Below are 15,286 nucleotides of genomic sequence, written 5' to 3' on the forward strand. Positions count from 1 at the left end.
GAATGTCAACAAGTTTGCCGATTTTGTCGTGTGAAAACAACAAAATTGGTCATATTTTGTATGTTTGAAGCAACAAAAACGATATTTATGGAGCCGCTTCTTTAATATCAAGACAATTCGGGACGAAAGTTCCGCTTTGGCTATTCGGGTTCTTATATTGAAGGCGAACTAGTACAACACGACTTACTAACGCTCGCTTACCGATGGTTGAACAATGGTTGAATGATCCCCGGATCATTCAACGATCATACAAGGTTCATTGAACCATCGCTACGCCATCAAAAGTTAATAGGAGAAAAGCCTGTTCTGGTGCGCTTTGCCCCGGCCCCGGGTAATATTGTACCGTACTTTGCCTAAGCAACATATACAGTAAAAAGAACATTATGGGAAAACTTACAGCAGGTCCGTTTGGCTTTGTACACGGACGTATCGGAAATCTGGTGAGCTATACATTAAACGGCAAGAACGTAACGCGCATCATTGGTGAGCGAACCAAACCACCTACACCAAAGATGCTGGCCAACTACCAGCGTATGACGGTTGTGAATGCCTTCCTGAGGAATTTCGTGCCATTCATCAAACTGGGCTTTGCAGGGGTAACCGAAGAGAGCGATAGCAATCCTTACAATGCGGCCGTAGCATATAATAAGGTTCATGCGTTGCAGGGTGCATATCCGGATATTGAGATGAACTACAGCGCGGCGCTGGTTTCGAAAGGCGACTTGCCTCCAGCGGTTAATCCGTCGCTTGAGCTCTTACCGGGCGGCGTGGAGTTCAGTTGGGAGATGCCTGATGATTTGGAACAATGTTATCACCGCAACCGGGCAATGCTGCTGGTGTTTTTCCCGCAAGGCCTGAATAGCTCAGGCATTCCGGAAGCTTTTATGGAACTTAGCGGAGCAAAGCGCCGGGATGGCAGTGATTTTATGGAATTGCCAGCGGGGTATTCCCTTAAAACACTTGAAGCCTATATCGCTTTTATAGCGTATGATAGGCTTCAAGTGAGTAATAGCGTATGGGTTAAGCGCCCTTTTTAAGGCATTAGCGCATTGTTGCCCGTATACAGTTTGTCGTTTACGCTTTTCAAACGCTGTACGGGTATTTTAATGACTTTACGATCGTAGGTCATGAAACCGTTGGTCTCTACTTCTACGTCGGTGGTTTGTGTATAAACCGCAGCCGAAAGACCGTCGTCGATAAGTTTCTTCATGTCGTCTATGAAGGTGGAATAGCGTTTAAACATATCGTCGGCTGTCTTAAAGCTCTGGTAACCCCAGTTGTCTTTCTGCTGCCATACGTGGCCGTCGACAGGCAATCCTAAACCGCCGTACTCTCCGAGTACGAGGACACGCTCTTTACCGAACAGTTCGGGTGTAGGCATAGCCGGCTCCGGATAGTGGTGCAAGTCGATGATGTGACCTGTCAGGAAGAAGTTACCGCCGCTGGCAGCGTTAATCAATCTCGAAGGATCTTTCTTCATGGTCCACTCCGTGATCTCTACGGTTTTAAACTGCCCCCATGCTTCGTTGAAAGGTACCCAAACCACGATGCTTGGTGAATTATGCAGCGCATCCATAATGGCGGTCCATTCCTTACGGTAATAACCTTCAGATTCAGCAGTACGGTTTTTGTCTGTTGCTCTGCCGTATACACCTGGCCGACTGTCCCAGCGGTTTCCAAGGTCGCCGCTTGGCATATCCTGCCAAACCAGCATACCCAGTTTGTCGCAGGCATGGTACCATCTTGCAGGCTCTACCTTAATGTGTTTACGGATCATGTTGAAGCCCATCTCCTTGGTCTTGATCACATCAAAAACCAATGCCTCATCACTCGGCGCGGTGTATAAACCATCTGGCCACCATCCCTGATCGAGAGGGCCAAACTGGAATACAAATTTATTGTTAAGCAGCATACGCTGAATACCATTCTTATCGGGCGCATGGGAGATTTTACGCATAGCGAAATAGCTTTTTACGCTATCGATGGCCTTGCCTCCTCTAACCACGGCAACCTTAAGGTCGTACAGGAATGGCGTTTTGGTATCCCAGAGCTTAGGGTTACTGATTTTCAGGCTAGCTGTAGAAGAAGCATCTATGGTCGTTTCTGCTACCTTCTTGCCTCCATCCCATGCCGAGATCCGCACCTGATCGCCTGCCTTGGCATTGCTTACCTTAGGCTCTACGGTCAGCGTTTGCGCGTCGATATCCGGAGTTTGCTTCACGTTGGCCAGGTAAGTAGGTGCTACGCCTTCCAGCCATACGGTTTGCCAGATACCGGTTACAGGCGTGTACCAGATTCCTTCTGGCTTGCGCACCTGCTTACCGCGCGGCTGCGGACCCTGATCGGTCGGGTCCCATACCCTCACGGTAAGTTCCTGTTTGCCGGAGCCCTTTACAAGCTTGGTGATGTCGAAGTTGAACGGATCAAAACCGCCCTCATGCGTACCGGCCTTTTTGCCGTTTACGTAAACTTCCGAGCGCCAGTCGACCGCCCCGAAGTGCAGCAACAAGGTCTTGCCTTTCAAATTGGCGGGCACGGTAAAAGTGGTATTGTACCAAAGCACACTGTCTTTGCCCACGGTTTTACCTACACCGGAAAGCGCGCTCTCTACAGCGAAGGGAACCAATATCTTACCCTGGAAGCTTTTAGGCTTGGCCGATACCTCTTTAGGGGTGATCGAGTAGTCCCAAAGCCCGTTCAGGTTTTTCCAGGCAGCACGCTCCATTTGCGGGCGCGGGTATTCAGGAAGTACATTTGTTGGATCTACCTTTTCGGCCCAGGGCGACATGATTTTGCCGGGGACAGGCTTCCACTGATTCGTCTGCGCACTGGCATACAAAGCCATGCAGGAGAGTGCAGCAGATAATAACAGGTTTTTGTTCATTGTTTGTTTTATTCTTAAAAGTTAACCTCAAATATTGTCTTTTAAACAGGATGTTGGATTCAGATCCGTCTCATAGTTTTAATCTTTTGTCTCATTTGATGTGGAAGGTCTGACTGAAGGCACCATTGGCAGCGATGTCCCAGGCTTCTACCCTAACCCATTTACGACCAGCCAGCTTCGCTTTATGGTTAAACACCTGCTCGCCGTATGCTCTGGTTTTCGATAAATCGATGCGCTCGCGGTATACTTTCTCGCCGTCGCCCGAGATGATCTCAATAAAGTTCATCGGGAAAGTCCAGCGCAGCTTAAGCGTCATATCTGCCAGTCCGCCAGCATTCAGCGAGAAGGTTTCACCTGAGATCTTACCGTTGAAAGTAAGTTGTGGCATAAGTACTTCGCCTGTTGACACGAAGAACTTACCTTTCTGCATGGCATCTACTACCGGCTGCCAGCCTTCGCTGTACTTGGGCAGCTTGTCTAGCATCATATAGTTCACATTCATGTGGGCATACATCTCGTTTTCGTGCGTAATGGTAAACAAGTCGGCCTCGGCAATTACTGTTTTCTTTTCGCCCCAGTTGTTCATATCGTCCATCAGGTCGAGCACCCTTTTACCCATACGAGGCTGCGAGAGATCGGCGGGCATCGCTTTCCAGGCAGCACCCATAAAGCGGTCTGATTTGAAGAAAGCTTCGTGGTTGTAGATATCCGGTGCGTTTACTGATCCTTTGGTACGGGCATGCGCGGTCCAAGCCAGGCCATTCTCTTCTTCGAGCAGGCGAAGCATCTCTTCCTTGTTGCCTACATGATATACTTTTCCGAAACCGGGCTTGTTCTCAACAAAGGGTACATCGCGGCGGCGCGACATCACCCAGTATACGGGCTTTGGAAATATCTGCAGCCAGTGTCCGCCAAAAAATTCGTTAGGCTCTTCGCCGGGTATCAGCAGAAACTGGTCGTCCGACAAACGCTCGCACTGCTCAAACAATGCTTTCAGTTCGCGCAGGCGCAGGGAATCTGGGCCCTTAGGGTTGGCCGTGTAATGGAACTCACCAAGGTGTACCATATCTACGCCGCCTCGCTTAAATACGTCGACAAACTCCGGCTTTTCAGGGATTGGTTTGCCTGCCAGTACAACACTCATGATGAACTCGTTGTGGAAGTGACTCGACATGGTTTTGAAGCCGGGCAGCTTGGCGTAAGTATCGTTATTGGTGAAGCGTTTGATCTGCGCAAAGGCATCATCATTGCCCTGATCGCTGATCAGACAGAAGAAATTGAGCCGCTGCTGTGTTTTAGGCGGGGCGTTAAACCATGGCACAAAGCGGCGGTCGCCCTCCAGATCCTGCCGGATACCGATGCCGTAGCCGTTAAGCTGATCGCGGTATTTGTTGCCATACCAGGTAAACTTCAGGTTGAAAGCTTCATCGAGCGGATAGAAGTACTGGTGCGGGGCCGGGAATACGGCGAGCGTTCCTTCTTTGCCCTGTGCGGCAATGCTGCGATATCTTACTTTCAGATTGGTCGCATTATCGCTGGCCACAACTGCTGCAGTTTGCATCTTCTCATCGGTGCTCGTCCACACCACGTTTTTCCAGCTGCCACCGCGGTCTATAAGACCTGCATCGTATACGATTGCCGTAGCATCTACATCGGTACTCATTACGGCAGCGATGTTAAACATTGGGCTTCCGTTATAGAAAGTCACTTCCAGATCTCCCGAGAAACGATCGGCCTTAACCTTTCCGATGCGCACGACGGTGCGGCTTCCTACCGTTCTGACTGAGGCTGAGTTTTTCTTAAGCTCTACCGTATAGGTCTTGTAGGGCCTCAGCGGAACCTTATCGAAAAAGATGTTCCATCCGTTTTGCGACATCAGGTCGCGTTTCCCCACACTGAGCAGGAACGCCGGATCTACCCCTTCTGATATGTTTTTCTGCGCGGCTCCTTTACCGATGCTGATGACTTTAAAAAGCGGCTTGCCATTTTGCAGGTCGAACTGCACTTTTCCGGTAGACCCATTGCCGGCCGGCCAGCTTAAATTAAGGATGTGCCCTTGCTGACTAACAACGGCTTCATTTTTCTGATCAAAATTTTTGATGTCTGCTTTAATCTGCGCGGAAAGGGAGGAACCCGCAGAAATACCGATTAGCAGCAATCCGAAGATACGCGCTAAATTTTTCTTCATATTGTGTAGTTAATTTGGTTACAAAAGCGGCCCTGGAGCCATTTGAAGGCTCAAGATATAAAAATAATCTCAGTCGGCAGCCGGAAGGGTGAAATAAAACGTTGAGCCTATGCCCTTCTCGCTCTCCAGCCAGATGCGGCCGCCGTGACGTTTAACGATCTCCGCACTTAAATATAAACCGATGCCAAAGCCCGAAATAGACCTGGTATGATCAGATTCTACGCGATAGTAACGGTCGAATATCTTTTCGACATCTTCCGGTTTTATGCCCATACCTTCGTCGGCGACGCTGGTGAGCAGCATATCGCCTGAACGCACACATTTCACTTCAATATTTTTACCACGCGGTGAGTACTTTACGGCGTTACTGAGCAGGTTTGAAATTACCGATCCGATCTTTTCATGGTCCGCATATACGGTAACCGGCTCGCAATCGGAATAAATAATGTCGTGATATGGGGAGGTCATCTGTATCTCCTCTACCATCTCCTTGATCAACTTGTTGATGGAGAAGCGCTCACTCTCGATGACTATGGTGCCCGACTCGAGCCTGGAGATATTCAGAAAGCTATGAATAAGGCTGATCATCTTCTTGATCTGGTTATTTGCGCGGATCATTGCCCCGGAGATGAATGGATCGGGACTGTCCTGCAGTTTTCTGTGAAGCAACTGTACGATGCCCGTAAGGGTAGTCAGCGGTGTTTTCAGTTCGTGACTCGCTATACCGATAAAGTCGTCCTTCTGCTGGTCAATCTGCCTAAGTTCTTCCTGGCTCTTCTCGATCTTCTGCAACGCAGTTTGCAGGTCGGTGACGTCGGCAGCGGTGTTTATTACACCGTAGATATGCCCGTTGGTATCATAGATCGGCGTGAAACTGTAGTTGAAGAAAAACGAGCCCATCTGCCCGTCGACCACCAGGTCGATCTGCTGATTTCTGGCATGATAAGGTTCGCCGGTCATGTACACCCGGTCGAGCTGCTCATAGATCCCCTGACTTTCGAGTTCAGGCAGTACCTCCCTGTAACGTTTACCGACAATGTTACTTCCCTTTCCCCATACTTCTATGATGCTCTTATTGGCCATTACGATCCGCATTTCGCGGCCTTCGTAAACACCGATAGGAAAAGGAGCGCTTTCTACAATGGTACGCAGCCGATGCTCGCTTTCGGCAAGGTCGAGCGTGCGTTCCAGTATTCGCTCTTCCAGTTCACTGTTGAGCAGAAACAGCTCCTGCTTAGAATGCTGCAGTTCCTCATTAATGACAGATTGCTCCTCGGGAAGGGCCGACCTGAAGAAAGTATGCACATCCATACAGTTTACGGCATAACCGATAAAGTCGCCTTCTGCACTAAAAAGCGGCACACCATGATGTACAACCCACCGGAACTCTTTGTTATGTTTTTGCAGCCGGCAGCGGATCTGAAATTCCTTCCGGGCATCGAATGACGAGCTGTAGTTGTTCTGAAAGCTTTCGGCGTCGTCGGGATGCAGCCCTTCAAACCATCCGATACCCACCTCGTCGTGAAGGGTTCGGCCCCGAAACCCAAGCCAGCCCTCATTAAAGTAAACAGCCAGTTTATCGGGTCCCGAAACCCACACCATTGCAGGGGCCTGTGCGGCCATTGCAACGAACTGAGACTCTGAGGATATTAAAGGCTGTCTTTTCTTCATATCTGCATAATATCAATACACAAATATGGATTCGAACTATTTTGTTTTTAAAAATTATCTCAAACAATTAGCCGGTGTTCTGACTTTAGGATACATACGAAATAAAAACTATGCAAAATCCAAACACAAACTATCATGCAGACCTGCAGAAATTCATTGAAAAGTTTGAACCTAATAAATTTAAAATGCTTTCCAGAGGCATTGAAATAAGGGGGACGAATGATATCCACAGGAGCATCACTTTTGCCAAAGAACTTATTGAGCGCTTAAAACTCAAGCTAAAAGTCCTTCACACGGCTGATATGGCAATGTATGGTGGATTTGAAGTGGTATACGCTACAGCTGAGCCTAGGGCATAACCGGAATGTTGTAGTAGTGACGGAGCTGCTTTGCAGCCATGATCATCTCCTCATCGCTTAAGGGGCGATCGTACACCATGAACCTGGCCATTTCGCCTATGAAAGACTCCCTGCCCGGGTGTTCAATAGCATCCCTCTCCTGTCCGACCGCCATTTTTGAGGAATTGGCTCTTGGATTAACGGGAAAGGGGTGCACTGCGATCGGGGCGGCCCCCTCGTTCAGGTAAAGCGAAAGCATCACCGTATCTGTACCCTTGCCCATGCGGCCCATGATGAGGTAGTACCGGTTCTGACTAAGGATCTTTTTGGAGGCTACGTACGGATTATTCTTATCCCAGCGGCCGAACGTTATGGCATTCCTGCTGCTCATCCAGAAGGTATTGTCGTCGGCAAAGCCACCCCAGAAGCCTTCGTTGTTTGGTTTGTTCCTAAGGTTACCGAAGAAACAGTTGACGTCTTTCAGTTCGCCCGGCTGCTTTCCTGGCTTCAGAACCGCAAACCAGGTATAGCCGGTGCCCTGGATCAGGTGATCAAAAGCATCTTCGTCCATGTTGACCAGTTCCTGCTGTTTAAAGGCAATGCTGTTATGTCCGTTCAATTCAGGTACTTTTGCTAATAGCTTTGGACATCCCGACCCCGGAACCTTCCGCCCTTCATCGCGCTTCTCAAAATCTCTTGCCGGAAAGGTCTTTACCTGGTTTTGCCACTTGTAGACGAGATTCTGTTCATTGGCAAACACGCCTTTGTCGGCATTAAGATCGAGAATGAGCGACTTTTTGCTCATCTGCTGCGCGCCTGCCGAAACAGCTGCCAGGCAAAGCACTGAGAGGACGGTTATTTTCATGATCAGTCTTTATATTCTTCAATTTGGATATTGCGGTACCATATCTCCGCACCCTCCGACTGAAGCAGGATCCTGCCGTTGGAAACACTCAGATATTCTCCTTCATTTACAATAATGCCATTGACGATGAACCGGAACCGTCCGTTGCGGTAGATCAGTTCCAGTGAGTTCCACTCCCCGCTTTTCCGTTCAGCATCTTTGGTTTTCGCAACCCTGGCATAGTCCTTAGGCTCCGTCTGCAAGCCTTCAATAAAGGTAGTGACGCTGTCGATTAACCAAAGATCGCCTACGTCTCCTTCCTGTATCTGGAACTCGGCCGACTTCGGCCATATGCGGTTATCATTTTCGCCTACATGGAAGCAGATACCAGCATCGCGCTTGTCGCGCTCCCTTGGCGGAAACTTCTTAGTACCCCACTTGAAGTCGAGCAGCAGACGGAAGTCATGATAAACTCTATTGGTCGCCACATATCCAAACTCTTCTCCGGTAACATAGATGCTGCCATCGGCTACCGAAATCACTTTCTTGGGATCGGTGTTGAGCCCCCGCTTTTGTATATATTTCGTCCAGCCGGTAAGGTCCTTGCCGTTGAACAGTGGTTTAAGATTGGTTTGCTGGGCGCTTACTGACAGGCCAAACAGCAGCAATGTGAACAGGGCTATTGATTTGTACATTTAAGGTTTAAAATTATTTATTAATGCTCATCTCCATGGTCATTTCCATAGGGATCTTAACGTCTTCGCCGTCCGCACCGGCTTTGCTCATGGTTGTGGTTCCTTTCATGGAGGTGGTGATCTTCCCATCGGAGACCCAGCCAGTTTTGCGGTCAAGTTTAAGGTTGCCTGTCAGAGTACCGCCAAGGACGACCTGCGCCGTCCTGTCGCCACCTACTGATTGCTGCGTGTCGGTATTGAGCGTAGAGTTTGCATTCAATACATAATGGGTAGCGGTTGTTTCGGAAAGTGTGTACTTCGCGTCCATGCTCATTCCTATGTTGCCTGGTGCTTCGTGGTGTACCGTCCAGGTATCACCCTTAGCTACAGCCTGGGTCGGATATATGCCTGAAAACGATTCCAGATTTCTTTTAAAGGATTCTGTGCCGAACGCACCAGAGATCTGACCCCGCTGCTCTTCGCTGAGACCGGAGGATTCTTTAAACGCTGATTCCAATATCTGCTGGAGGTTTGTTGCATCGGTAATTTTACCAAGTCTGGTCATTTTGATTTGAAACGGTTTTCCTACAATGTTATTCAGGAGACGGGATACCATATCATCGGCACCGGTCTGCCCCGAAGAAAAACTCATTGCAGCACCTGGAAAAGCCACCTTCATGGAAAGCTCCTTATAAGTGGCGTCAAACACATAACCTTCAGCCGTGACATTGTTAACCTTATATTCAACGGAACTGATCATATCAATAGTAATATCGATAGTCTGACCGGCAGCGGCCTGCTTAACTACACTGTGAATGGTCATTCTCTGGGGGTAAACCTCTCCCTTTTTAAGATTAAGTTGCAGTGTGTGCTTTTGGGCCTGTGCTGAGAGGCAAAGAAGCAAAAGGGCGAGGATGTTTAAAGTTGTTTTCATCAGGTTATGTAGCGTTAATGCTGTTGCAAGATAGCAAAAGATTAATGCGGATTGTATTGGCAGGTTGCTTTATTTCGTTTATTTTAGGAAAAGAATTACTTAATCAATGACCTATTTACCAGTGAACGAAAAACAATACCCAGTTCCGGGAAACGAAATGGAACGCATCATCAGCTTGTCTGAGCTTGACCTGGATTATGCTAGTTTATCCGAAAATTTTAAAGATCTGACGCACCTGGCTGCAAAAGTTGCAGGCACAGACATTTCTTTAGTGAACCTGATCGACTCTTTTACGCAGTGGACCGTGGGCAGACATGGCCTGGAAATAGATCAAATGACCAGAGAGGAGTCGGCCTGCCAGTATACCATCATGGGAGACGATCATTTTGAGGTTAAAGATCTTTCGGCAGATGAGCGTTTTAAGGAGAATTTTTATGTAAAGGATCCGCTTTCCCTGAGGTACTACTTCGGCGTGCCGCTTAAAAATAATGATGGGGCAAACCTGGGCGCTCTTTGTGTGCTTGACACGCAGCTGAAATCGCTGACACCGGAAAAAGTCGAGCTGCTTAAAATCATTGCAAACGAGATCGTAAACCGTTTGAACGTCCATAAGGTAATCGATTCGTTGCGGACCAAGGTGAAGGATGCGAATGAGTCTAAAAAGAAAGTGGCGCATGACATTCGAGGCCCGCTGGCCGGGATTATTGGTTTATCGGAGATTATCGCGGAGCAAGGTTCAAGCGTTAAGCTGGAAGAGGTGCTCGAATTCATTAACCTGATCAACAGGAGCAGCAAATCGGTACTTGAGCTGGCTGATGAAATACTGACCGAGGAAAGTGCTGTTCGAAACTTAAAGGAGAATCAATTCAATCTGAACGTGTTCGCAGAAAAGCTACAGAAGCTCTATGCACCACAGGCTGTTAATAAAGGTGTTCAGCTGGACATTGAGCTGATGAAAGGTGCGGAACATATTCCGTTCTCGCGCAACAAGCTGCTGCAAATCGCGGGCAACCTGATATCTAACGCTATAAAGTTTACCGGTAAAAATGGACGTGTGCATGTGGTACTGAATTTGATTGTACAATCACATCAAAATATACTTAGTATCAGTGTTTCAGATTCAGGAACGGGCATGCACCAGGAAATGATAGACAATATTATGAGCGGCGGGGCTAAGTCGACCGCAGGCACTTCAGGAGAAAAGGGCTACGGTTTCGGGCTTTCACTGGTTAGCCACCTCATCAATGGCCTGGGAGGAAGCCTAAGCATTAACTCAGCACCCGGACAGGGAACAACTTTTCTTGTACTTATCCCGCAAAACAATGTGTAGACCTTTCAGCTGTTTCTTTGTTGCAGTAATGCTGTGTTTTGCTGTAACGGCAAGGGCACAGTCCGGGCAAAGCTCCGACGAACTGTTTCAACAGGCCAGGAAGCTTGCTTTTGAGGAAAAAAACTATGCGGAAGCAATTCGTATAACAAAGTCTGCCCTAACTATGAGCCCTGATTATGCGGATATTAGGATATTTCTTGGCAGGTTATACACCTGGAACGATGAACCCGACAGCGCACGCCGGGAGTTCCATCGTGTGCTGTCTGCTGAACCGGATCATCTGGACGCCTTACTGGCAATCGGAAGCCTTGAATTCTGGGAAAATAATTCACTTAAGGCGCTTGAATATGCGAACAAGGGTCTTGGTATTGATCCTAAGGCGCGGGATCTGCTCTTGCTCAGGGCAAAAATCCTTAACGATCTCAAAAGGTGGTCTGAAGCAAACGCTGACCTTGAAATTGTACTAAAAGCAACACCGGGCGATACCGAGGCCCGCGCACTCGCAGCCAGGGTAAGGGAAAATTCTTCAAAAAACAGGATGGGTGTAACCTATGATTTTGTGTATTTCGATAAACAGTTTGATGACCCCTGGCATTTGGCAAGTCTTGATTACAGCAGACAAACAGGCTTGGGTTCGGTTACCGCCAGAATAAACTATGCGAACCGGTTCAGAAGTAACGGTCTGCAGTTTGAGCTGGATGCCTATCCACGGATCTCAAAGACCTTCCAGGCTTATATTAGCGGTGGCTATTCGGACGACGTTGGAGTGTTTCCAAAGTATCGTGCAGGCTTTTCATTATACGCGAACCTGCCGGCCGCTTTTGAAGCAGAGGCTGGTTTTCGTTATCTTAACTTCGGTGAGGCAACATGGATATACACTGCTTCGGTAGGCAAATATTATAAAAGTCTGTGGTTTAACCTGAGAACCTTCCTGACACCCGCCCATAAAAATATTTCGAGGTCTTTTGCGCTGACTACGAGATATTACTACGGCGGAGCGGATGATTATCTGAGTTTGCGTCTGGGTACCGGAGTTTCACCAGATAACCCCCAGAATAATGTGCTGATCGGAAATACCGATTTTAAACTGAGGTCGAACAATATTAATCTTGGGTTTCGCAAGGCGGTTAAGACGTTTAATGTGTTGACCTTAAACGTGGGACTGGATAACCAGGAATATCTTGTGAACACGAAGGGCAATCAGATCGATGTGGGGATTGGTTATATGAGACGCTTCTGAAATGAGCAAAAAGAAAATCATCGGGATCGCTTTGTTACTGGTTCTGCTGCTACCCTTATGGATGTGGCTGGCATGGGCCCTGTCTTCTAAAACGAAGTTGGTCGCAGCAATTGTAGACAAAACGGTACTCACCCGCCGGGGACAGGAACATTTATCGCTCACCTGGATATTAAACCATGAACGGTTTACGAAAACACGGACCAAACCTTACCAAATAGCAGAAGACTACTTCGGATTTTTCCCTTTGGACAACGAAAAGTACAGGCTAAAAGGGCTGGAACGCTTCAGTGAGGAGCAGCTGGCACAGTTGAGCAATGACGCGGATATAGCCTACTATACAGACACCTATGGCATCTTTAACAATGAGTGGCGGCAGCATGGCGACGAAAAAGAGCGGTCGGGCCTCATATATGGGGGATTGAGTGAGCAGGATATGAACTTCCTGAGGTTAATGAAGGCGAAGCGAAAACTGATCATTACAGAATTTAATACCATAGGGTCGCCCACCAATACATCCGAGCGCCATTCGTTCGAGAAATTGTTTGCAATGCGCTGGACAGGCTGGACAGGGCGTTTCTTCGAAAGTTTAGATACCAACAGGAACAAGGAACTGCCCGGATGGCTGATCAGAAATTACAAAAGAGACAACAACAATCGCTGGCCTTTCCAAAAGTCAGGAATCGCGTTTGTAAGTGAATCTGACCAGGTAGTTATTCTGGAAGACAGCACACATATGACCATGCCGCTTCCCCATATCGTGAGCACTGAGGAGGGCGCGAACAAGCTCGGGCTGCCCCGGCGGGTCAAATATCCATTTTGGTTTGACGTGGTAGTTCCTGACCGGAAGATCAATAAGGAGATGGCCTCGTTCGAAATAGGACTTAACCACCATGGCCGTCGTGTGCTGGACCAGCACCATTTGCCGCACCGCTTTCCTGCTGTGCTTTCGCATGACGGACCGGATTACCGCTTTTTTTACTTTTGCGGTGACTTCAGTGACAACCAGGTGAGCATCACTTCTTCCTACTTTAAGGGTATAGGCTTTTTTAAATGGCTGTTTTACAACAGCGACAACCCGATGGAGCGCTCAAGTTTCTTCTGGAACTTTTACCGGCCGATGGTCACAAACATACTTCAGGCCGAAAAAGATCGCTTAGGCAGGTAACTGGTTACTGGGGCGCAAATCGCTTGTAAATGGAGTCGGGCAACAAAGGAGATCCATTGCTCAGCTTGCTGTTACGCTGCTTAAACCGGTCAAACGCCCGCTTCAGCTGACTTTTCTTTTGTTCATCCTCAATGGCTTCCTCACTCATGTTTGGCGAGAGCTTGTAAAGCTGGCTTCCGTTTAAATGGTATTCGTCCATAATGAAGTCGACGATTTCTGTCTTGGTTTGCATGAGCGGATAAGCGTGAATGTTCCTGAATGCCCGCGCCGTATCTAAGCCCAGCCCCATCCAGCTGCTCAAAGCTGGCGCCGGCAGCTGATAATTCTGTTCCAGGAAGCTGAAGAGGCTGGGTGCAATGTCGAAATGCGTGGAGACCGAGTTAAACGTCGCGGTTCTTTTCAGAAGCGGTGAATAGATCATGAGCGGCACATGATACCGGTCTATTTTACTGCTCATCGGGATTTCCGGCATCCTGTGGTCGCCGGTGACAACGAAAATGGTTTGCTGGTAATCTGCACGCCTTTTATATTGCTCAAAAAACTCCCTCAGCGCCTGATCGGCGTACATAATGGTGGAATACTGTAAGGCATAGTGCCGGTAAGTGTCTTTTTTCGACTCGTCGAAGCCCAGGTCGGACATCCTTTTTTCGAACACCGCGGTATATCGCGCCTGCTCATTTATGATAAATGGATTATGCGTAGCAACGGTAAGTATTACATTAAGCTGAGGTGTGAGAGACGGCACTGCAGCGGTTTTTGAAAAGTAATGTCTGAAGAGTTCCTTATCGCTATAGCCCCAGGTAAATCCGTTAACAGCGGGCATTTTCCTGTATCCGGCCGGAAAGCTCTTTGCATCGTTGACCTGGTCGACATCATTCTTTTTCAAAAAGATATTCATATTATCGAATGCTGCATCTCCTCCATAGTAAAAGGCGGTATGATAACCTGCCCTCTTTAAAATGTTGTATAATGAAAGATGTTCAGGCATATCGTTGCCAAGCTCAAGAAAGCCGTTTCTGGCAAATGGCAGTGAGGCCATTATGGAAGGGAGTACGGCAAATGTTCGCCCGCCCTGACTAAGGAAATTTTTCCAGTAAAGACTTTTCCCAGCCAGGGAGTCCAGAAAGGGCGTAAAGTTACCCAGATATGCGCCTTCGTTGGTGAAGGCTCTGCCCAGGCCTTCTACAAGGACGATCACTATATTTGGACGCTGCTTACCCGGTTGGAAAAACGGACCAAGTACATCGCGGCTGACCTCCTGGTGTAAAAAGGGGTATTTCTGTTCATCTGCATATTTAAAAGCAACGTTACCTGGAGCCGAGGTTATGTAATCGCCTATATAAGCATCGGCGTAAATATCGACGTCATCGTCGCCCGGAAAAAAATGATCGTAGCTGTCGGAGAAGAAATAATCAGCTTTGTTTGTCACCAGATTATTGCTGAAATCTGAAGAATATCCTGGTCCCTTCCAAAAAGCGTATGCCGAGGTTAGGTGGAGCAAAAGGGATAGTACCGGGAAGGCGACAGCCAACCAGAATGGCACCTGCAGTTTGCGCGGGATATACCTGAGGCTAAGCGCTACCGCAGCAATAAAGATCAAAAGAAATATGAGAGGCAGAAAGCCTATACCGCCTGAAGCGCCGACTGTTTGCCTGATATCGGACAAAGAGTAACCGAAAAGGTCGGCCCCTAATGGCACCAGCGACACATTAAAATACTGGATAAGCAACAGATGTGTTATAATGATGAGAACGATAAAAACGCTGAAAACAAGTCTGGCCAGACGAGGCTTGGCGAAATAAAGTAAAACGAACAGGATATACGCTGCAACCTGCCATTTCAACCAGAACAGAAAACCGGCCAGCCATGACCAAAGCACCATGGCAGGCCAACCTGCAGGAAACTCATGGGTGAGCCCATTTAATACAATTTCAAAAAGGCCGATGCATAAAACCGCCATCAGCCAGACCAATGAAAGCTTGATAAACAAATGTGACGCTGCTTTTATCCGGATCATC

The 15,286-nt window shown here is 48.1% G+C and carries 12 protein-coding genes; 5 read left to right on the forward strand and 7 right to left on the reverse strand.

What is annotated here, in order from left to right; all coding sequences use genetic code 11:
• Positions 1-383: 383 nt before the first annotated feature.
• The gene (locus QEP07_RS06425; protein WP_285009132.1) at positions 384-1,037 is read left to right on the forward strand and encodes a DUF6266 family protein; all 654 of its coding nucleotides are present in this window, start codon (positions 384-386) and stop codon (positions 1,035-1,037) included.
• On the opposite strand, the gene QEP07_RS06430 is transcribed toward QEP07_RS06425, so the two are convergent.
• The 3 genes from QEP07_RS06430 to QEP07_RS06440 all read right to left on the reverse strand — a co-directional run bounded on the left by QEP07_RS06430 (position 1,034) and on the right by QEP07_RS06440 (position 6,743).
• Positions 1,034-2,884 carry a glycoside hydrolase family 2 protein gene (locus tag QEP07_RS06430; RefSeq protein WP_285009133.1) on the reverse strand — a complete coding sequence of 617 codons (1,851 nt, stop codon included), beginning with the start codon at positions 2,882-2,884 and terminating at the stop codon, positions 1,034-1,036. The two genes, QEP07_RS06425 and QEP07_RS06430, sit on opposite strands and share 4 nt — an antisense overlap.
• Before the next feature lie 91 nt (positions 2,885-2,975).
• Positions 2,976-5,072: a CehA/McbA family metallohydrolase domain-containing protein gene (locus tag QEP07_RS06435; RefSeq protein ID WP_285009134.1), complete on the reverse strand. Its 2,097-nt coding sequence runs from the start codon at positions 5,070-5,072 to the stop codon at positions 2,976-2,978.
• A 69-nt stretch (positions 5,073-5,141) separates the two neighbouring features.
• Positions 5,142-6,743, reverse strand: a complete 1,602-nt coding sequence (locus tag QEP07_RS06440; RefSeq protein ID WP_285009135.1) for a PAS domain-containing sensor histidine kinase — start codon at positions 6,741-6,743, stop codon at positions 5,142-5,144.
• 110 nt (positions 6,744-6,853) lie between these two features.
• Here QEP07_RS06440 and QEP07_RS06445 point away from each other — a divergent pair, with 110 nt between their 5' ends.
• On the forward strand, positions 6,854-7,102 hold the full coding sequence (locus QEP07_RS06445) for a hypothetical protein (RefSeq protein ID WP_256004321.1): 249 nt from the start codon (positions 6,854-6,856) through the stop codon (positions 7,100-7,102).
• Here QEP07_RS06445 and QEP07_RS06450 read toward each other — a convergent pair.
• Genes QEP07_RS06450 through QEP07_RS06460 form a run of 3 tightly spaced genes read right to left on the reverse strand, consistent with a single transcriptional unit; the run spans position 7,092 to position 9,533 of the window.
• Positions 7,092-7,946: a LamG-like jellyroll fold domain-containing protein gene (locus QEP07_RS06450; protein WP_285009136.1), complete on the reverse strand. Its 855-nt coding sequence runs from the start codon at positions 7,944-7,946 to the stop codon at positions 7,092-7,094. The two genes, QEP07_RS06445 and QEP07_RS06450, sit on opposite strands and share 11 nt — an antisense overlap.
• A gap of 2 nt (positions 7,947-7,948) precedes the next feature.
• The gene (locus QEP07_RS06455; protein ID WP_285009137.1) at positions 7,949-8,620 is read right to left on the reverse strand and encodes a 3-keto-disaccharide hydrolase; all 672 of its coding nucleotides are present in this window, start codon (positions 8,618-8,620) and stop codon (positions 7,949-7,951) included.
• Between the two features lie 13 nt (positions 8,621-8,633).
• Entirely contained in the window at positions 8,634-9,533 is a 900-nt protein-coding gene (locus tag QEP07_RS06460; protein ID WP_285009138.1) for a DUF6263 family protein, read from the reverse strand.
• 106 nt (positions 9,534-9,639) lie between these two features.
• Here QEP07_RS06460 and QEP07_RS06465 point away from each other — a divergent pair, with 106 nt between their 5' ends.
• Genes QEP07_RS06465 through QEP07_RS06475 form a run of 3 tightly spaced genes read left to right on the forward strand, consistent with a single transcriptional unit; the run spans position 9,640 to position 13,268 of the window.
• Positions 9,640-10,863 carry a GAF domain-containing sensor histidine kinase gene (locus tag QEP07_RS06465; RefSeq protein ID WP_285009139.1) on the forward strand — a complete coding sequence of 408 codons (1,224 nt, stop codon included), beginning with the start codon at positions 9,640-9,642 and terminating at the stop codon, positions 10,861-10,863.
• A complete protein-coding gene (locus QEP07_RS06470; RefSeq protein ID WP_285009140.1) occupies positions 10,856-12,103 on the forward strand; it encodes a YaiO family outer membrane beta-barrel protein in 1,248 nt (415 codons plus the stop codon). Before QEP07_RS06465 ends, QEP07_RS06470 begins: the two co-directional genes overlap by 8 nt.
• Before the next feature lies 1 nt (position 12,104).
• Positions 12,105-13,268: a hypothetical protein gene (locus QEP07_RS06475; protein ID WP_285009141.1), complete on the forward strand. Its 1,164-nt coding sequence runs from the start codon at positions 12,105-12,107 to the stop codon at positions 13,266-13,268.
• A gap of 4 nt (positions 13,269-13,272) precedes the next feature.
• On the opposite strand, the gene QEP07_RS06480 is transcribed toward QEP07_RS06475, so the two are convergent.
• Positions 13,273-15,285 carry an LTA synthase family protein gene (locus tag QEP07_RS06480; protein ID WP_285009142.1) on the reverse strand — a complete coding sequence of 671 codons (2,013 nt, stop codon included), beginning with the start codon at positions 15,283-15,285 and terminating at the stop codon, positions 13,273-13,275.
• Between the last annotated feature and the right edge of the window lies 1 nt (position 15,286).

It is taken from the genome of Pedobacter faecalis (assembly GCF_030182585.1).
In the GTDB taxonomy this organism is placed as follows: domain Bacteria; phylum Bacteroidota; class Bacteroidia; order Sphingobacteriales; family Sphingobacteriaceae; genus Pedobacter; species Pedobacter faecalis.